The organism is Mesorhizobium sp. KR2-14 (assembly GCF_040049255.1).
Classification (GTDB): domain Bacteria; phylum Pseudomonadota; class Alphaproteobacteria; order Rhizobiales; family Rhizobiaceae; genus Pseudaminobacter.
The window spans coordinates 15556-32331 of the sequence record NZ_JBDZDR010000006.1 but is presented as its reverse complement, the minus strand read 5'-3'; the positions used below and the strand labels follow the sequence as shown (position 1 = coordinate 32331).

The following is a 16776-nucleotide window of genomic DNA, read 5'->3' as shown; positions in this document are numbered from 1 at the left end:
TCACTCCGCGTTTTCCAGAACCACCATGCCCGCGCCCGTCATCGAGGCGGGGGCGTGGTAATGCTTGTGCACCTGCCTGACCTGCGGGTTCATGGCTGCCCGCATCACCAGCCACATGATGAGCTCCGCCCCTTCCGAGCCGAACTGCTCGACATAGTCCTCGCGGCTCATGCCACGATAGTGCTCCGGGTTGGTGGCGATGCCGTCCAGCCAGGCGCGGTCGGCTTCCTGGTTGATGAAGCCCGCCCGCGCGCCCTGCAGCTGGTGCGAAAGGCCGCCGGTGCCGAGGATCACGACACGCTCGTCGCCCGGCCAGGACTCGATCGCCTCACGCAGCACCTCGCCCATCTCCCAGCAGCGCTGCGGCGTGGGTATCGGATACTGGATGGTGTTCACCCAGATCGGCAGCACCTTGACCGGCCATTTTTCCGGCCGGCCGAAAAACAGTTCCATCGGCACCTGCATGCCGTGGTCCACCTCGATCTCGCGGCAGACCAGCGGGTCGAAATGGCGCTCCACCAGCCTGTCGACGAAGTGCCACGAAAAATCGACGGCGCCTTCGAAAGGCGGCACGGCGCGTGGGCCCCAGCCTTCGTCCACCGGGTAGTAGGTTTCGGCCACGCCCACCGCAAATGTCGGTACGCGGTCGAGGAAGAAGGTGTTGCCGTGGTCGTTGAACACCACCACGGCAATATCGGGCCGTGCCTCGCGCATCCACGCCTTGCCGGCTTCATAGCCGTCGAAGAAGGGCTTCCAGTCGGCCGTATCGCGCAGGCCCTTGTCCAGTGCCGCGCCGATCGATGGAACGTGGCTCGTTCCCACTCCGCCGATGATCCTAGCCATTGCGCTTCTTCCCCAGCCGTTCGTACAGAAAATCGTCATGCGTCATGCCGGCCTGCGCGGCGCCGATCTGGGTGATCGGGGTCGGGTCGACGGCCGAGATCTTGAGGATGAAAAAGAGGTTTCCGCCAAGCCGCACCATCTCGCGCCAGTCGCGCGCCATCACTGCGGCCTTTTCCTCGGCGGTCAGGCCGAAGCGGTCGAGAAAGGCTTCCTCGTCGGCCTTGAAGGTGGCGCGGTTCTCGGGCTTGCCCAGCGCCATCGCCATCTTGTTCATCCTGTAGCCCCGGATCGACCCCTCACGGTCGAAAAGCGGGGTTTCGGCTATGGCCGTTTGTTCAGGCATCGGTCCCTCCAAATCTGCGCGCGAGCCATGCGGTGATTGCCGCGGTCACTTCGCGCGGTCGCTCCACCGGCGCGAAATGGCCGGCATTGTCGATAATGGCGAGTTCGGCGTCGGGCGCCGCGTCGGCGATTTCCTGGTGCTGGGCGATCGGGCTCCAGCCGTCCTGCCGCGCCGCAACCAGCAGGATCGGGCAGGTGAGGTCGGCAAGATAGGCGCTCGCATCGGGTCGGCCGAGCAGCGCGCGGATCTGGCGCTCATGCACCTGCGGGCCGGCGCGCAGCACCATGGCCTTCAGTCGCTCGACAAGGGCTGTATCCTCCGCCCGGGCCGGGTCCAGCATCGGCGGAAGCCACTGGTCGGCCATCCGGCCGATGTCGCTGTGGCCGAGTGCGATCATTGCTTCCCGCTTGATCTCCTCGCCTTCCCGCTTGGGGTGGTGCCCCGTATTGGCCAGCACCAGCCCGCGGACCCTTTGCGGCTCCAGCCGGGCCATTTCCATCGCCACCCGTCCGCCCATGGAATGGCCGACGGCGATGATGGGGCCCTGCGTCTCGTCCAGCGCGCGTTCCGCCATGGAGGTGATGGAGCTGTCGCGGGTCACGTCGGCATGGTGCACCGGCATGCGGGCCGACACCGCTTCGGCCAGGGGCTGCCAGACGATGTCGTCCGAAACCAGTCCCGGAATGAGTACCAAGCTTGTCACAATCGCTGCCCTCCCTGGGTCACCCAAAGCCAATGTATACATTTTTGTCAATGGCGATGTACACATGAAGGGCCGATCGGGGTGGAGCGGGGCCGCGTAATGGCTAGTTTGGCAGGAATCATGAATACATTTGTGCTGCGAACGTTGGCTAGCCGCTTCCACCCCATCTTCGCGCGAGCTGTCTGAAGTGCTAAGCGTGACTGCAGAAAGAGGTGCCCGAAATGAAACCCAGTGAAGTTGCCACGCATGGCCGCCGAGCGGTCATCGAACTGCGCGAGAAAATCATCAACGGCGAACTGCCGGGAGGAACGCGTCTGTTCGAAGTGTCGCTGGCCGAGGCGCTCGATATTTCCCGCACGCCGGTGCGCGAAGCGCTGTCGCGCCTCGCGGAAGAGGGGCTGCTTGATCGGCTGCCCAATGGCGGCTTCGTGGTGCGCCTTTTCGGCTATGCCGATGTGGTCGATTCGATCGAGCTGCGCGGGGTGATGGAAGGCACCGCGGCGCGGCTGGCTGCCGAGCGCGGCGTGGCGCCCGAGGCGCTGGCGCGCATAACCGAGATCGTCGCCAGCCTGGACGCCTGTTTCGGCCCCGGGCTGGACGAGGTGGATTTCGACGCCTATTCAGACCTCAACGAGGCCTTCCATCACGAGCTTGCGGGGCTGGCCGGCAGCGAGGTCATCCGGCGCGAGGTCGAACGGGCCGGCTCGCTGCCTTTCGCCTCGCCTTCGGCCTTCCTGCCCAACCGGACCGAGATCGCCGCCTTCCGCCGCTCGCTCCGCTTCGCGCAGGAGCAGCACCGCGAGCTGGTCAACGCCATCGTGGCCCGCGAAGGCGCGCGCGCCGAATGGATCGCGCGCGAGCACGCCCGCACCGCTCGCCACAATCTTGAATACATCTTCAGCCAGGACCCCGAACTGCTGCCGAAGATTCCCGGCCTCGGCCTGATCCATCGCTGAAGCGCCCTATCTATTTGTTTGAGCATGATCTTTTTGGGATCATGTGCCAGCGGCGGTCCCTGCGGACCGCCGTTTTGCGTTCCGCGCCGCGCCTTGTCTGCGCAAAGAGGCTTGCATTCTCCCACGCGATCAGCCCTAATGTATACATCATTTTCTGCGCCCTGGAGGAGAGTCCATGACAAAATCTAGCCTTAGCAACATTTTAGCCGAGAATCCGAACCCCGTTCAGCTGCTGCGCAGCTCGCGTCTTGGCATGTATGTATACCCCGTCGTGGCACCGGAGTTCAGCAACTGGCGCACCGAGCAGGCCGCGTGGCGCAATTCCGCCGTGCTGTTCGACCAGACCCATCACATGGATGAACTGATCGTCGAGGGCCCGGATGCGGAGAAGTTCCTCGCCTATCACGGCATCAATTCCTTCGGGAATTTCGATCTCAGCCGCGCCAAGCATTTCGTGCCGGTCACGCCGAACGGCCATGTCATCGGCGACCACATCATCTTCCGCGAGCGCGAGGACAAATTCATCCTTGTCGGCCGCGCGCCGACCTCCAACTGGCTGATGTTCTGCGCCGCCTACGGCAAGTGGAATGTCCGCCTCAAATACGACCCGCGCTCGCCCTCGCGGCCGGAAGGCGAACGGGTTCTGCGCACCCACTACCGCTATCAGATCCAGGGCCCCGACGCCCCCAGGATCTTCGAGAAGATGAATGGCGGCCCGATCCCCGAGATCAAGTTCTTCCATGTCGACTGGATCAAGATCGGCTCGAAGAAGGTGCGGGCGCTGCGCCACGGCATGTCGGGCGCGCCGGGCCTGGAAATCTGGGGCCCCTATGAGGACAAGAACTACATCCTGTCCTGCATCCTCGAGGCGGCCAAGGACGCCGGCGTCGATCTCGTCCGCTGCGGCAGCCGCGCCTATTCCACCAACACGCTGGAATCGGGCTGGATTCCGTCTCCGCTGCCGGGCATCTACACCGGTGACGGCATGCTCAAGGACTATCGCGACTGGCTCGGCGCCGATTCCTATGAGGCGACCGGTTCCATCGGCGGCAGCTTCGTCTCCGACAACATCGAGGACTACTACGTCAACCCGTTCGAGCTCGGCTACGACTTCTACATCGGCTGGAAGAAGGACGACTTCGTCGGCAAGGCTGCGCTCGAGAAGATGAAGGGCCAGAAGAACCGCAAGAAGGTCACCTTCGAGTGGAATGCCGAGGATGTCGTCGAGGTCATCGCCTCGGCCTTCCGTCCGGGCGAGGAACACTTCAAGTGGATCGACTTCCCTCAGCCCAACTATGCCTCCTCCAGCGCCGACATGGTGCTGCGCGACGGCAAGATGGTCGGCATGTCGATGTTCAACGGCTATTCCTACAACGAGCGCTGCATGCTCTCGCTCGGCGTTGTCGATGCCGATGTCCAGGAAGGCGACGTGCTGACGCTGATCTGGGGCGAGCCGGATGGCGGTTCCGCCAAGACCTCGACCGAGCGGCCGCACAAGCAGGCGGAAATCCGCGTGCGCGTGTCGCCCACGCCCTATGCGCGCGAGGCCCGCGAAAACTACGCCGACAGCTGGCGCACGAAGAAGGGCTGATCACGCTGTCGTAGGCTCGACATCGCCTCGCCGGGTCCCTCTTGGAACTGGCGAGGCGATGCAGTTTTCACAGTGATCGCTCAATCCGCCCGTCAGAATTCATAGGGCTCGGCGCGGCTGCCCACGAACAGCGGCGCGGCAGCGTCGAAAACCTCCTGTGGTAGCATCCGCAGCGCGTCGCGCTCATAGGGCAGGTGGGTCAGGTGCGTGGCAACGATCGCGCCAACTGCGCGCGCTTGCGCGGCATCGCGCTGGCGCTTCACGGGTTCGCGGCCGGGTTGTCTCGAAACCCACAGCTTGTGTGCAGCAAAGACACGCGGGTCGCTGGTGACGATTCTGAGGGGCCCTCCACGTTCGTCGATGGCGATTGCCTCGGAGTGAGGCGCGCTTTCACGCCAGCCCAGTCCTTCGATCGCGACGGAAGAAAGATCGTCGACATCTTGTCCGACCCGCAGCATCTCCTCGGACCAGGGCGGGTTTCGCTGTGGCCGGATCAGATCGACGAGATAACCGTCGCGGTTGACCGCGCGGAATTCCTGGGCAGTTCGCTCAAAGCTTGCGTCGACCTTCTTCAGTAGACCGATCAGCGTCAGGTCCGCCACATCCTCGGAAGCCACCATACGCAGCGCCTGTCGCGCATCCAGCAGCAGGTCGATGTCCTGCGTTGCCGTGATCCCGGGATCGACAAGCACGCCGGCTGCCGCCTCGTAGGCATAGATCGCATTTGTGCCGACAATGCGGATGCCGTTGCCCAGCAGCCCGGCCTCGCCGAGTGCGCGGATGATGCGAGCGGCTATCATAGGAACTCGGCCGAGCCCCAGAACACGATTGATGGCGGCCTGGCGCGCCATGGTTTCGCGCATGACTTGCAGGCCTGCGCGCGCCTCGGCACGCCCAGCCTCCCAGGTATGTTTGGTTTTTTCCGTCTCTGGGCTTCTGCGGCCGAGCGAGGTCTGCCGGCGTATGCCTGAGGAATCGTAGTAGCTGCGGGCGAGGTATTCCTCGCCCTTTGCCTTCTGCCAAACCATGGAGCCACGATAGCTCCTCAGTCTCTCCGTGGCGCGGCGAAGCGCTTCGAAGCGCTGGTCGGAATTGACCTTTTCACGGCGCTGGTCGTTGTTGAGTTCCTGGAAATCCATAGTTTCAACACTTCGTCGCTGATCGACGTCAAACTGTTGAAACAAGTATGCGCAACGAAACGGAAGGTTTCAACAGTTTGCCGCCTTATTCGGAGAAACTGTTGAAACCGGGTCCTAGCCTTTCCCCCTCACACGCTCAGATGCGCGTCGAGCGTCTCGGGCGAGGCGAGCAGGGCGGCGGAACTGTCGCGATAGGTAACCGCGCCGCGCTCCAGCACGATCACGTCGTCCGTCAGCGGCAGCACCTTGCGCGCCTTTTGCTCCACGATGATGGCCGACATGCCTTCCTCGGTGACGATGCGGCGCAGCGCGGCCAGAAGCTCGTCGACGATGATCGGGGCAAGTCCTTCCAGCGGCTCGTCCAGAAGCAGGATTTTCGGGTTGAGCATCAGCGCGCGGGCCACCGCCAGCATCTGCTGCTCGCCGCCCGAAAGCTGGTTGCCGAGATTGCGCCGCCGCTCCTTCAGCCGCGGGAACATGCCGTAGACGCGATCCAGGTTCCACACGCCGGGGCGGGCGGTGGCGGTCAGGTTTTCCTCCACCGTCAGCGAGCGGAAGATATTGCGCTCCTGCGGCACCCAGCCGATGCCCAGCGGCGCGCGCTGCTCGGCGCGCAGGCGGGTGATGTCTCGTCCGGCGAGACGGATCGTGCCGGAATGGTGGGTGGTCACGCCGGCGATCGTGTCCAGCAGCGTGGTCTTGCCGGCGCCGTTGCGGCCGAGCAGGGCCAGAGACCTGCCCTCCTTCAGCGTCAGGTCCACCCTGGCCAGCACGCGCGCCTCGCCATAGCCGGCAACCAGCCGTTCGATGCTGAGAAGCTCGGCCATCAGGCATCCTCCCCCAGATAGATTGCCTTCACCTGCGGGTCCTTCGAGATTTCGGCGACCGTGCCTTCGGCAAACAGCGCACCGGCGGCCAGCACCGAGATCCGGTCGGCAAAGGAGAAGACCAGGTCCATGTCGTGCTCGATCAGCACCACGGTGACGTCGGAGGGCAGTTCGCGCACGATCGAAAGCACTTCATGGCGCTCCTCTTCCGGCACGCCGGCGGCGGGCTCGTCGAGCAGCAGCACCTTGGGCCGCGTGGCGACGGCCAGCGCGATCTCCAGCAGGCGCTGCTTGCCATAGGGCAGCAGGGTCGTGGCCGTGCCCATGGCGTCGGCAAGGCGGAACCGCTCCAGCAGCGCGGCCGCTTCCTCTGCCGCGGCCCTGTCGCGCGACAGCGGCCGCCAGGCGGCGCCGCTGTTGCCTTCGCGCTGGCCGATCGCCAGCATCATCGATTCCAGCGGCGTGAAATCGCCGAACAGCTGGTTGATCTGGAAGGTGCGCGAAAGCCCACGCCCGACGCGGGCGTGCGCGGGCAGGCGGGTGATGTCCTCGCCGCCAAGCACCACCTGGCCGGCCGAAGGATCCAGCGCGCCGGTCAGAAGGTTGATCAGCGTGGTCTTGCCCGCGCCGTTGGGGCCGATCAGCGCGTGGCGCGCGCCCTGCCTGACGCGTAGCGACACGTCGTTGGTGGCGACGAAGCCGCCGAAACGCCTGACGAGGTTGCGGGTTTCGAGCGCGAAAGTCATCGGCTTTCCTCCGCGATTGCCTGCGTCTTGGCGCGCCGGCTGCGCGTCATGCCGGGCAGGAGGCCCTGCCAGCGCGTGACGCGCTCGCGCCCCACCAGCACGATGACGATCAGGATCAGGCCGATCCAGAACATCCAGTATTGCGGCGTGATCACCGAAAGCCAGTCGCGCAGCAGCGTGAAGATGACCGCGCCGAACACGCCGCCATAGAGATAGCCGGTACCGCCGATGACGAGCACGAGCAGCACATCGGCCGAGCGGTGGAAGGCGAGCACGTCCGGCGAGACGAAGCTGGTGGTCTGGGTCAGCAGCGCGCCTGCGATGCCGGCATAGACGGCGGCGATGGTGTAGATGGCGACGATCTGGCGCGTGGGCGAAATGCCCAGCATGGATGCGCGCACCGTGTTGCGCTTGATCGCCTTCAGCGAGAGGCCAAAGGGCGAGTTGACGATGCGGCGGGCGATGAAGGTCAGCACCATCAGCACCGCCAGCGCATAGATGTAGCCGGTGCGGCCCCACAGGTCGAATTCGAAAATGCCGAGGATGGGAGTGATCATCACGCCCGAAAGCCCATCGGCGCCGCCGGTCAGCCAGCCGGCCTGGTTGGCCACTTCGGCCAGAAGCATGGCCACGCCGAACGTGGTCATCAGGCGGGTGAGGTCGGAGCCGCGCAGCACCAAAAAGCTGGTGGCAAAGCCGAACACGCCGCTCACCAGCCCTGCGGCGAGCAGGCCGGTCACCGGCTCGGTGACATAGTGGCGTGCAAGCAGGCCCGCCGTATAGGCGCCAAGCCCGAAGAAGGCCGCATGGCCCAGCGAGACGATGCCGGCATAGCCGAGGACCAGGTCCAGCGAGACCGCGAACAGCGCCAGAATGGCGATCTCGGTCAGGATCAGCATCTTGGACGGCAGGAGGAAGATCATGGCTACGGCCACGAGCCACAGCGCAATTTCCCAAAGCTGCCAGCGGCCGCTGCGCTTCAGCAGCGAGACGGCGTTGTCGGTTGCGGAAGTCATCGGCCGCCCTCCCGTGCAAACAGCCCGTGCGGCCGGAAGATCAGCACCAGGACCATCACGGCGTAGATGATGAAGGCGCCAAGCTGCGGCACGTAATATTTGCCGGCGACATCGGCGATGCCCAGCAGCAATGCGGCCACGAAAGGGCCGGTGATGGAGGACGTGCCGCCCACGGTAACGACGATCATGAAGTAGATGAGGAATTTCAGGGGAAAGTTGGGGTCGAGGCCGAGCAGGTCGGTGCCGAGCGCGCCGCCGAGCCCGGCGAGGCCGGAGCCGAGAGCAAAGGTCAGGGCGAAGATCATCGATATGTTGATGCCCAGGCCGCGCGCCACGCGCCCGTCATCCACCGCCGCGCGCAACTGGCTGCCGAAGCGGGTGCGGGTGAGGACGAGTTGAAGCACCACTGTCAGCACCGCGCAGAGCAGGATGATGAACAGCCGGTACCGCCCGATGCTGATGCCGAGGAAATCGAAGCGGCCGCGCAGTTCGGCCGGCAGGTTGATGAGTTGCTGCTGGCCGCCCATGAAATAGTCGATGGCCGCGATCGACATGAAGACGAGCCCGATCGAGAACAGAACCTGGTCGAGATGCGAGGCCTTGTAGAGATGCCGGTAGAGCGTCCGTTCCAGCACCACCCCGACCAATGCGGTCACGAGAAAAGCCGCCGGCAGGCACCAGTAGAAGGAGATGCCGTAGCGGTTCATCATGATGACGGTGGTGTAGCCGCCCGCCATGGCAAAGGCGCCATGCGCCAGGTTGACGAAGTTCATCAGGCCCAGCGTGATCGACAGGCCGCAGGCAAGGACGAAGAGAAGCATCCCATAGGCGATGCCGTCGAACAGGATTGTCAGCATGGTCGCTCGCTGTTGCGCGCGGGCCAGAAGTTGTCCGGCCCGCGCCTGTGCACCTAGTTGGCGACGTTCGGGTCGCGGATCTTCTCATAGGTGGCGAACTCGACATTGTAGAGCTCGCCATCCACCTGCTTGACCTCGCGGATATAGATGTCTTGGACAATATCGCGCGTTGCCGGGTCGATGGAGATCGGGCCGCGCGGGCTGGTCCATTCCATGCCCTTCATGGCCTCCACCAGCTTGCCGCCGTCGGTGTCGCCGCCGGTCTTTTCCAGCGCGGCATAGGCCAGGTGCATGGCGTCGTAGCCGCCGACCGACATGAAGTTGGGCCGCATGTTGTTGTTGGCCTTGCGCACTTCTTCCACGTAGGCCTTGTTTTCCGGGCTGTCATGCGCGGCCGAATAGAAGTGGCCGGTGATGACGCCCAGCGCCGGCTCGCCGATGCCGTTCAGCAGGTCGTCGTCGGTCACGTCGCCGGTGGCGATAAGCTTGATGCCGGCTTCGGCCAGGCCGCGATCGGCGAACTGCTTCATGAACAGCGAGCCCACGCCTGAAGGCACGAAGACGAAGATCGCGTCAGGCTTGGCATCGCGCACGCGCTGCAGGAAAGGCGCGAAATCCGGGTTCTGGAGCGGCACGCGTACCGCCTCGACGATTTCGCCGCCTTCCTTCTTGAACTGGTCGGTGAAGCCCTTCTCGATATCGTGGCCCGGGCCGTAGTCCGACACCAGGGTAACCACGCGCTTGAGGCCGTTTTCCACCGCCCAGGTTGCCATCGGCACCGGCGACTGCGGCCCGGCCATCGAGGTGCGGACGAAATAGTCCGACTGCTGCATGATGCTGGAGGTCGTCGCCGAGGTGATGAGGGCAGGGACCTTCGCCTGGTTGAGCACCGGCGCCACGGCCATGGCGAGCGGCGTCAGGCCGAAGCCCATCAGCATGGAAACGCCGTCGTTCACCACCAGCTCCTGCGCGATTCGGCGGGTCTGGTCGGCGGTGCCGGCGTCGTCGCGCAGAACGATCTCGACCTTCTTGCCCGCGGCCTCTTCGCCATGCAGGGCCATGTATGCACGAACGCCGGCCTCGACCTGGCGTCCCGTCGAGGCAAAGGGCCCCGTCATTGGCAGGACAAGCCCAATCTTCACCACGTCCTGCGCGAAGGCGGGCGTGGCGGCAAGCAGCGACAGCGCCGTGCCGGCAATGAACAGTCTTCTGGTAATCATGTATACTCCTCCCTTTGATGCGCCCCGCCTCGTCCTCCCGGGAAAGGCCTAGCAACTAGGCCATTTTCGTCGCTCCCCTGACGAAAAGGCGGCAAGCGTGCAAACCGAACATCCGTCGTGATGTATACATATATATCGCGCTCGCACAAGCGAGCTTCGACAATCGGAAGGGGAAGAGTGAAAATCGCATCCTCTTTGCGAACCGGCGGCGAAGCCGTTTCGCACGGGGCAGCTTCGGCCCCGTCGGGGAGCGATGTCGAAGCCATGCAAGCCCTGGGCGTCACGGGGTCCGAATCGCCTTGCCGGGCTGCGGACGAAGTTCACACCGTAGCAGCCGCGCCAGCCGCTGCCACGCGCACAAGGGTACGGCCTGACAGTCGTCCTCTCCGCATCCCTCTTCGGGCGCGCGATGGTTTGGGGTATGATGGGGCGTTTTTCGCCGACTGTCATAAGGAGCGACGCAATGGGCCTTCGTATCAATGATATCGCGCCGGACTTCACCGCCGAAACCACCAAGGGCACGATCCATTTCCACGAATGGATCGACGATGGCTACGCGGTGCTGTTCTCGCATCCGAAGAACTTCACGCCTGTCTGCACCACGGAACTCGGCGCGATGGCCGGCCTCGCTGACGAGTTCGCGAAGCGCAATGCCAAGATCCTCGGCATTTCGGTCGATCCGGTCGAGAGCCACCACAAGTGGAAGGACGATATCCGCACCGCGACCGGCTTCGCGGTCGACTATCCGCTGATCGGCGACCGCGACCTGAAGGTCGCCAAGCTCTATGACATGCTGCCGGCGGAGGCAGGCGACACTTCGGAAGGGCGCACGCCGGCCGACAACGCCACGGTGCGGTCGGTCTTCATCATCGGCCCCGACAAGCGGATCAAGCTGGTGCTGACCTATCCGATGACCACGGGACGCAATTTCGCCGAGATCCTGCGGGCGCTCGATTCCATCCAGCTCACCGCCAAGCATCAGGTGGCGACGCCGGCCGACTGGAAGCCGGGCGAGGATGTGATCATCACCGCCGCCGTATCCGACGACGAGGCAATCAAGCGCTTCGGCGCCTTCGACCGGATCCTGCCCTATCTGCGCAAGACCAAGCAGCCTCAGCTCTGAAAGCGCGCGACCTCGCCTCGCCGCGAGGTCGCAGCCGATGCCTATTGGTGAAAGTCGCGGCTGGCCTTTGCCGTGGCCAGCGCCTTTCCATGTCCGTCCAGCGCCTTGACCGTGAAGACATAGGAATGCGAACCCGAGGGCGGGCAGGGGCCCTTGTATCTGAACGCCCCGTAGGGCAGCGACGACTGCCCCTTATAGGCAACCCTGCCGCCGCCATGGTGGAAGCCGGGCGCGTTGCGGTCGGTCATCTGGAAGTCCAGGCTGGCCGTGCCCTCCGGCACGCCTGAGAGCTTGAACGGGGGGGAGTTGGCGTCGAAGCACTTTTTCGTCGGGCCCCAGTCGAAATTGACGCGCATCTCCGCGTGGGCGGCTGCGGTCAGCCCGGCAAGGATCGAGCATGCCAGCATCAGGCGCATGGTTTCGGCTCCTTTCTTCTGCTCCGCCGGCGCAGAGAGCCGCGCAACGGCCTTGAGCGGAGAAATAGGGCGCATGTGCCCGGCGCGGCAGACTGGAACGCGCGTGAAAAGGAGGCTGGTTAGAGTTTTTGGGCCGGTCTGCAGATGGCGGGCTTGCAGGGCGGGGAGGGCGGCGGCACAGGCTGCGCCCTCCCTTAGCCTGTCAGGCCCTGGCCTCGCCGGCGGCAGGGGTGACCATGGCGGAGACGATGCGCTGCAGGTCCACGGTGCCGATCTGCGCGCCGCTCTGGTCGACGATCGAAAGCTGCTGTTGTCCGGCCGTGGCCAGCAGTGTGGCGGCTTCGTCCAGCGTCGCATCGGCGGAAGTCTGGATAGGCGCCAGCGGCGTTTCGCCATTGGCAGGCTGCATGATCGCGTTGACCTTGATCACACGCCCGCGGTTCACTTCCTTCACGAAGTTGGCGATGTAGCCGTCGGCAGGCTGCAGCACGATGTCCTGGGCGGTGCCCTGCTGGATCACCTCGCCGTCGCGCAGGATCGCCACCCGGTCGCCCAGGCGCAGCGCCTCGTCGAGATCGTGGGTGATGAAGACGATGGTCTTCTTGATCTCTTTTTGCAGATCGAGAAGCACCGTCTGCATGTCCATGCGGATGAGGGGGTCGAGCGCGGAAAAAGCCTCGTCCATCAACAGGATCGGCGCATCGTTGGTCAGCGCGCGGGCCAGCCCCACGCGCTGCTGCATGCCGCCCGAAAGCTGGTTGGGGTACTTCTTCTCAAAGCCCTTCAGCCCAACGCGCTCGATCCAGCGCATGGCCTGCTCCACCTGCCTGGCGCGCGGCACGCCCTGGATCTCCAGCCCGTAGACGGTGTTTTCCAGCACGTTGCGGTGCGGCAGCAGGGCGAATTTCTGGAACACCATCGCCGTCTTGTGGCGACGGAATTCCTGCAGTTCGCGCGGGTTCATCTTCACCACGTCGGCGCCGCCGACGATCACTTCGCCGGAGGTCGGGTCGATCAGCCGGTTGATGTGGCGGATCAGCGTCGACTTGCCCGAGCCCGAAAGGCCCATGATGACGAAGATGCCGCCGCCGGGCATCTCGATGTTGATGTTCTTCAGGCCGAGCACGTGGCCGTGCTTCTGGTTCAGCTCGGCCTTGCTCATGCCCTGCTTGACGAGATCGACATAGGCCGCGGCGTTGTGGCCGAAGATCTTGTACAGGTTGCGGATGCTGATGCCGCTGCCTTGTTGCGCCTCAGCCATGGACCACCTCCAGGTGCCTTTGCAGCCGCTTGCCATAGGCCTGGCTGACGCGGTCGAAGATGATGGCGATGCCCACGATGGCCATGCCGTTGAAGATGCCGAGCGTGAAGTACTGGTTGGCGATGGCCTTCAGCACCGGCTGGCCCAGCCCCTGCACGCCGATCATGGATGCGATCACCACCATGGCCAGCGCCATCATGATGGTCTGGTTGATGCCGGCCATGATGGTCGGCAGCGCCAGCGGCAGCTGCACGTTCTTGAGCTTCTGCCAGCTCGACGAGCCGAAGGCGTCGGCGGCTTCCAGCACGTCGCGGTCGACCTGGCGGATGCCGAGATTGGTCAGGCGTATCATGGGCGGAATGGCGTAGATGACGACGGCGATCAGCCCCGGCACCTTGCCGATGCCCAGCAGCATCACCACGGGAATGAGATAGACGAAGCTCGGCATGGTCTGCATCACGTCGAGGATCGGGCTTATCCAGCTCTGCAGGCGGTCCGAGCGCGACATGGCGATGCCAATGGGAATGCCCAGCACGATCGACAGCACGGTGCAGACGAAGATCATCGAAATGGTCTTCATCGTGTCGTCCCACATGTCGAAGAAGCCGATGATCAGCAGCGTGACGACCGCGCCGGCAACGATCTTCCAGCTGCGGGTGGCGATCCAGGCGATCGCGGCAATGAGCAGCAGGATGATCGGCCACGGCGTCAGGGTCATGAACCGCTCGGACTGGATCAGGAAATACTGCAGCGGCTGGAAGAAAGCCTCGATCCCGCCGCCATAGGCGCGGGTGAAAGCGCGGAAGCTCTCGTCGATGCTCTTCTTCAGAAGGCGCAGCGTATCATCGTTCAAATGCGGAAATCTTGTCAGCCAATCCATCGATTCCCCTTTCCCGCCAGGCGGCTCGTGTTTTCTTGTTGGGCGCGGGCAAAACGCGTCGGCGGCGCGCAACTGAGCGCGCCGCCGCGGTTGTTCCGGCCGGTTACTGAACCGAAGCCTTCACCTTCTCTGCGACCTCGGGCGAGACCCACTTGGCCCAGATGTCTTCGTTGTTCTTGAGGAAGTACTTCGCGCCTTCCTCGCCGGTGGCCTGGTTGTCGCCCATCCAGGCGAGCAGCTTGTTGACGGTGTCGTTCGACCAGCTGCGGGCCTTGAGGTAGTCCATGACCGGGCCGGCGCGCTCGGCGAAGCTGGTGGTCACCAGGGTCTGCACGCGATCCTTGGGCCATTCGTTGCGCTTCGGATCCGGGCAGTCGGCCACGGTGTTGCAGCGCTTCCACTCTTCGGCATCGAAGGGCACGCCATATTCCAGCTTGACCATGTCGTACTTGCCGAGCAGCGCGGTCGGCGCCCAGTAGTAGCCCATCCAGCCTTCCTGGCGCTCATAGGCCTTGGCGACCGAGCCGTCGAGGCCGGCAGCCGATCCGGTGTCGATCAGCAGGAAGCCGGCATTCTCGGCCTCATAGGCCTTGAAGAGCTGGGTGGTCACCAGCGTGCCGCCCCAACCCTGGGGTCCGTTGAAGACGGCGCCCTTAGACGAGTCTTCCGGCGCCGGGAACAGTTCCGGGTGCTTCAGCGCATCGTCGATGGTCTTGATGTCGGGATGGGCGTCGGCGAGATACTTGGGTATCCACCAGCCCTGCACGGCGCCATCGGAAAGGGCGTCGACGGTGGAAATCAGCTTGTTTTCGGCAATGCCGCGCTCGACGACCTCCGGCAGCAGGTCGATCCAGCCTTCGGGAGCGATATCGGGCTGGCCCTTCTCGGTCATCGAAGTGAAGGTCGGAACCGTGTCGCCAACGACGAGCTCGGCGTCGCAGCCATAGCCGGCATTGAGAATGAGCTTGTCGATATTGGCAAGCACTTCGGCCGACTGCCAGTTCATGTTGGCAATAGTCACCGAGCCGCATTCGGCAGCGTTCGCGGTTCCGCTGAATGCCATCAGGCCGAGGGCCAGCGCGGTGGACGCAAGAAGTCTGTTCATACTCTCTCCCCAAATTGCGGTGTCTGCAAACAGGAGTGACGGACGACACCGCATCCACCGCCGCTCCCGAAACGCGGCCTGCGCCAGGCGCCGGCCACATCCCAAATCCTCAAGCCGACACAATCGCACAGGCACCTCCCTTGCGACTTGCATCGACCGCTCCTCACTGAACCCGCGACATTGCGACGGCAGCGCTTTCGGCTGCGTCTAGCCCGGCTCGGACGGCTTCCACGAAGCCGCCGTCGATCATCCCCTTCAACCCCGCCGCTGTGGTGCCCTGATAGTCCAGGAACACGCGCACGGTCTCCTCGGGGCAAATATTCTGGCCTGCAAGCAGCTGGCTGGCTCCCGTAATGACGGCCTCCACCGCCCTTTTTGCGACGTCCTCCGGCAGTCCCCGTTCCAGCGCATGGCCCAGCATCGCGTGGGCGAGCAGGGCGGGAAAGGCTGGGCCGGAGCCCGACAGGCCGGTCAGATAGTCGATTTCGGCCTCGCAAGACAACTCGTCGGCCATGCCGCAGGTCTCGAAAAGCTGCTGCACGAGCTTCCTTTCCGCGGCGCTCACCGCATGGGAGGCAAACCAGGGCGTATAGGAGCGGCGGATCTCCGCTCCCGCATTGGGCATTGCCCTGACGATTCGGTCGGCGCCGGTGGTCGATGCAAGCGTGGCCATGGAAACGCCGGCCATCACCGAAATCAGCAGCTTGCCCGCCGCGTCGATCTCGACAGCCCGAAACTGCTCCGGCCTGACCGAAAGGATGACCATGTCGGCGCGCGCCGCGAGTTCCCGGTTGTCGGCAATGATTTCGACCTTGGACCAGCCGGCGAGGCCTCCGGCATTCGGCGCGCGGCTCGAGAGGATCAGTCGGGAGGGGTGCGTGGAGCCGGTATCCAGCATGGCGAGGGCCATCGAGCGCCCAAGCCACCCGGTGCCGCCAATGATGCCGATGGTGGGGTGGCTCATTGCGCCGCGCCCCCGCTCGCTTCCTGCGCCTGGACGAAGCCGTGTCTGGCGCAGAAGCGCACCATCTCGCTTGGCGTCGGCATCTGCCCGGTGAAAATCTCCACATATTTGGGGATACGCGCCATGCGGGTGGCCAGCGTCTCCTCGGTCTTCATCGAGATATAGCCGATCTGGGTCAGGTAGATCGTGCGGGCCCGCACGTCGGCGGCAAAGGGTTCGAAACCGAAGCGCACGAACATCGCCTGCAGGGCCTGCAGCCGCGCGGTGTCGGCGGCGTCGATCTCCCTGGCCACGTCGGCAGACTGCTGCGCCCAGCTGCGGACCGCGAATTCGAAGCGCGAATCGAACAGCTGCTGGTCTAGCCAGCAGTCGAACACGTTGAGGATCGCTTCGGCGATGCTTTCGGCGTAGCTTTCCGTGCGCTTGACGAGATTGCCGGTGTTCTTGTCGCGCCACAGGTCCACGAGCGCTGCGAGCAGCGCCTCCCGGTCGGCGAAGAACCAGTAGAAGCTGGTGCGCGAAAGCTTCAGCCGCTTCGACAGCGGCAGCACGCGCACCGCGTCCACGCCGGCCTCCACCAAGCTTTCATAGGCTGCTTCGAGCCACCCCTCGCGTGACCCGCGCCATCCCGTTTCGCCAAGCTTCTCCTGCTCCATGCGCCGACCATAAGCGGCGGCAGGCGGCGATGCAACCGGAATGTACGGCAGTGTCGACAAAATAGACACCCATGTACATTCCTTCTGGACAGTCATGTACATTTCTTCTAGCGTAAGCTTCGGCACTTTT

18 protein-coding genes are annotated in these 16776 nt (G+C 64.3%); 3 read left to right on the top strand and 15 right to left on the bottom strand.

Annotated elements, in window-relative coordinates:
• The 3 genes from ABLE86_RS16020 to ABLE86_RS16010 are packed head-to-tail and all read right to left on the bottom strand — an operon-like array spanning position 1 to position 1889.
• Positions 1-843, bottom strand: a complete 843-nt coding sequence (locus ABLE86_RS16020) for a class III extradiol dioxygenase family protein (RefSeq protein WP_348779965.1) — start codon at positions 841-843, stop codon at positions 1-3.
• The gene (locus tag ABLE86_RS16015) at positions 836-1186 is read right to left on the bottom strand and encodes an extradiol ring-cleavage dioxygenase (protein WP_348779964.1); all 351 of its coding nucleotides are present in this window, start codon (positions 1184-1186) and stop codon (positions 836-838) included. Before ABLE86_RS16015 ends, ABLE86_RS16020 begins: the two co-directional genes overlap by 8 nt.
• A complete protein-coding gene (locus ABLE86_RS16010) occupies positions 1179-1889 on the bottom strand; it encodes an alpha/beta hydrolase (RefSeq protein WP_348779963.1) in 711 nt (236 codons plus the stop codon). Before ABLE86_RS16010 ends, ABLE86_RS16015 begins: the two co-directional genes overlap by 8 nt.
• Positions 1890-2110: 221 nt before the next feature.
• On the opposite strand from ABLE86_RS16010, the gene ABLE86_RS16005 reads away from it, so the two are divergent.
• Entirely contained in the window at positions 2111-2845 is a 735-nt protein-coding gene (locus ABLE86_RS16005) for a GntR family transcriptional regulator (protein ID WP_348779962.1), read from the top strand.
• A gap of 175 nt (positions 2846-3020) precedes the next feature.
• Positions 3021-4436, top strand: a complete 1416-nt coding sequence (locus tag ABLE86_RS16000) for an aminomethyltransferase family protein (protein ID WP_348779961.1) — start codon at positions 3021-3023, stop codon at positions 4434-4436.
• Positions 4437-4528: 92 nt separating this feature from the next.
• Here the strand turns inward: ABLE86_RS16000 and ABLE86_RS15995 are convergent, their stop codons facing one another.
• The 6 genes from ABLE86_RS15995 to ABLE86_RS15970 all read right to left on the bottom strand — a co-directional run bounded on the left by ABLE86_RS15995 (position 4529) and on the right by ABLE86_RS15970 (position 10241).
• The gene (locus ABLE86_RS15995) at positions 4529-5575 is read right to left on the bottom strand and encodes a nucleotidyltransferase domain-containing protein (protein ID WP_348779960.1); all 1047 of its coding nucleotides are present in this window, start codon (positions 5573-5575) and stop codon (positions 4529-4531) included.
• Positions 5576-5703: 128 nt separating this feature from the next.
• A complete protein-coding gene (locus tag ABLE86_RS15990; protein ID WP_348779959.1) occupies positions 5704-6402 on the bottom strand; it encodes an ABC transporter ATP-binding protein in 699 nt (232 codons plus the stop codon).
• On the bottom strand, positions 6402-7148 hold the full coding sequence (locus ABLE86_RS15985; RefSeq protein WP_348779958.1) for an ABC transporter ATP-binding protein: 747 nt from the start codon (positions 7146-7148) through the stop codon (positions 6402-6404). The genes ABLE86_RS15990 and ABLE86_RS15985 overlap by 1 nt, the downstream gene beginning before the upstream one ends.
• Positions 7145-8164 carry a branched-chain amino acid ABC transporter permease gene (locus ABLE86_RS15980; protein ID WP_348779957.1) on the bottom strand — a complete coding sequence of 340 codons (1020 nt, stop codon included), beginning with the start codon at positions 8162-8164 and terminating at the stop codon, positions 7145-7147. Before ABLE86_RS15980 ends, ABLE86_RS15985 begins: the two co-directional genes overlap by 4 nt.
• Complete coding sequence (locus ABLE86_RS15975; RefSeq protein WP_348779956.1) at positions 8161-9021, bottom strand: branched-chain amino acid ABC transporter permease; 861 nt, start codon at positions 9019-9021, stop codon at positions 8161-8163. The genes ABLE86_RS15980 and ABLE86_RS15975 overlap by 4 nt, the downstream gene beginning before the upstream one ends.
• A gap of 53 nt (positions 9022-9074) precedes the next feature.
• Entirely contained in the window at positions 9075-10241 is a 1167-nt protein-coding gene (locus tag ABLE86_RS15970; protein ID WP_348779955.1) for an ABC transporter substrate-binding protein, read from the bottom strand.
• A 463-nt stretch (positions 10242-10704) separates the two neighbouring features.
• On the opposite strand from ABLE86_RS15970, the gene ABLE86_RS15965 reads away from it, so the two are divergent.
• Entirely contained in the window at positions 10705-11364 is a 660-nt protein-coding gene (locus ABLE86_RS15965) for a peroxiredoxin (RefSeq protein WP_348779954.1), read from the top strand.
• 41 nt (positions 11365-11405) lie between these two features.
• Here ABLE86_RS15965 and ABLE86_RS15960 read toward each other — a convergent pair whose 3' ends face one another.
• The 6 genes from ABLE86_RS15960 to ABLE86_RS15935 form a co-directional block, all read right to left on the bottom strand.
• Positions 11406-11780: a YbhB/YbcL family Raf kinase inhibitor-like protein gene (locus tag ABLE86_RS15960; protein ID WP_348779953.1), complete on the bottom strand. Its 375-nt coding sequence runs from the start codon at positions 11778-11780 to the stop codon at positions 11406-11408.
• A gap of 202 nt (positions 11781-11982) precedes the next feature.
• Complete coding sequence (locus ABLE86_RS15955; protein WP_348779952.1) at positions 11983-13041, bottom strand: glycine betaine/L-proline ABC transporter ATP-binding protein; 1059 nt, start codon at positions 13039-13041, stop codon at positions 11983-11985.
• Complete coding sequence (locus ABLE86_RS15950; protein ID WP_348779951.1) at positions 13034-13921, bottom strand: proline/glycine betaine ABC transporter permease; 888 nt, start codon at positions 13919-13921, stop codon at positions 13034-13036. Before ABLE86_RS15950 ends, ABLE86_RS15955 begins: the two co-directional genes overlap by 8 nt.
• A 103-nt stretch (positions 13922-14024) precedes the next feature.
• Positions 14025-15026: an ABC transporter substrate-binding protein gene (locus tag ABLE86_RS15945; RefSeq protein ID WP_348779950.1), complete on the bottom strand. Its 1002-nt coding sequence runs from the start codon at positions 15024-15026 to the stop codon at positions 14025-14027.
• A 163-nt stretch (positions 15027-15189) separates the two neighbouring features.
• Positions 15190-15990: a pyrroline-5-carboxylate reductase dimerization domain-containing protein gene (locus ABLE86_RS15940; RefSeq protein ID WP_348779949.1), complete on the bottom strand. Its 801-nt coding sequence runs from the start codon at positions 15988-15990 to the stop codon at positions 15190-15192.
• Positions 15987-16646, bottom strand: a complete 660-nt coding sequence (locus ABLE86_RS15935; protein WP_348780175.1) for a TetR/AcrR family transcriptional regulator — start codon at positions 16644-16646, stop codon at positions 15987-15989. Before ABLE86_RS15935 ends, ABLE86_RS15940 begins: the two co-directional genes overlap by 4 nt.
• Positions 16647-16776: the final 130 nt, after the last annotated feature.

What these genes read in the sequence shown, in the direction of transcription:
- ABLE86_RS16020 (WP_348779965.1), bottom strand. Translation starts at nt 843, where the DNA reads ATGGCTAGGATCATCGGCGGAGTGGGAACGAGCCACGTTCCATCGATC.
- ABLE86_RS16015 (WP_348779964.1), bottom strand. Translation starts at nt 1,186, where the DNA reads ATGCCTGAACAAACGGCCATAGCCGAAACCCCGCTTTTCGACCGTGAG.
- ABLE86_RS16005 (WP_348779962.1), top strand. Translation starts at nt 2,111, where the DNA reads ATGAAACCCAGTGAAGTTGCCACGCATGGCCGCCGAGCGGTCATCGAA.
- ABLE86_RS16000 (WP_348779961.1), top strand. Translation starts at nt 3,021, where the DNA reads ATGACAAAATCTAGCCTTAGCAACATTTTAGCCGAGAATCCGAACCCC.
- ABLE86_RS15995 (WP_348779960.1), bottom strand. Translation starts at nt 5,575, where the DNA reads ATGGATTTCCAGGAACTCAACAACGACCAGCGCCGTGAAAAGGTCAAT.
- ABLE86_RS15990 (WP_348779959.1), bottom strand. Translation starts at nt 6,402, where the DNA reads ATGGCCGAGCTTCTCAGCATCGAACGGCTGGTTGCCGGCTATGGCGAG.
- ABLE86_RS15985 (WP_348779958.1), bottom strand. Translation starts at nt 7,148, where the DNA reads ATGACTTTCGCGCTCGAAACCCGCAACCTCGTCAGGCGTTTCGGCGGC.
- ABLE86_RS15980 (WP_348779957.1), bottom strand. Translation starts at nt 8,164, where the DNA reads ATGACTTCCGCAACCGACAACGCCGTCTCGCTGCTGAAGCGCAGCGGC.
- ABLE86_RS15975 (WP_348779956.1), bottom strand. Translation starts at nt 9,021, where the DNA reads ATGCTGACAATCCTGTTCGACGGCATCGCCTATGGGATGCTTCTCTTC.
- ABLE86_RS15970 (WP_348779955.1), bottom strand. Translation starts at nt 10,241, where the DNA reads ATGATTACCAGAAGACTGTTCATTGCCGGCACGGCGCTGTCGCTGCTT.
- ABLE86_RS15965 (WP_348779954.1), top strand. Translation starts at nt 10,705, where the DNA reads ATGGGCCTTCGTATCAATGATATCGCGCCGGACTTCACCGCCGAAACC.
- ABLE86_RS15960 (WP_348779953.1), bottom strand. Translation starts at nt 11,780, where the DNA reads ATGCGCCTGATGCTGGCATGCTCGATCCTTGCCGGGCTGACCGCAGCC.
- ABLE86_RS15955 (WP_348779952.1), bottom strand. Translation starts at nt 13,041, where the DNA reads ATGGCTGAGGCGCAACAAGGCAGCGGCATCAGCATCCGCAACCTGTAC.
- ABLE86_RS15950 (WP_348779951.1), bottom strand. Translation starts at nt 13,921, where the DNA reads ATGGATTGGCTGACAAGATTTCCGCATTTGAACGATGATACGCTGCGC.
- ABLE86_RS15945 (WP_348779950.1), bottom strand. Translation starts at nt 15,026, where the DNA reads ATGAACAGACTTCTTGCGTCCACCGCGCTGGCCCTCGGCCTGATGGCA.
- ABLE86_RS15940 (WP_348779949.1), bottom strand. Translation starts at nt 15,990, where the DNA reads ATGAGCCACCCCACCATCGGCATCATTGGCGGCACCGGGTGGCTTGGG.
- ABLE86_RS15935 (WP_348780175.1), bottom strand. Translation starts at nt 16,646, where the DNA reads ATGGAGCAGGAGAAGCTTGGCGAAACGGGATGGCGCGGGTCACGCGAG.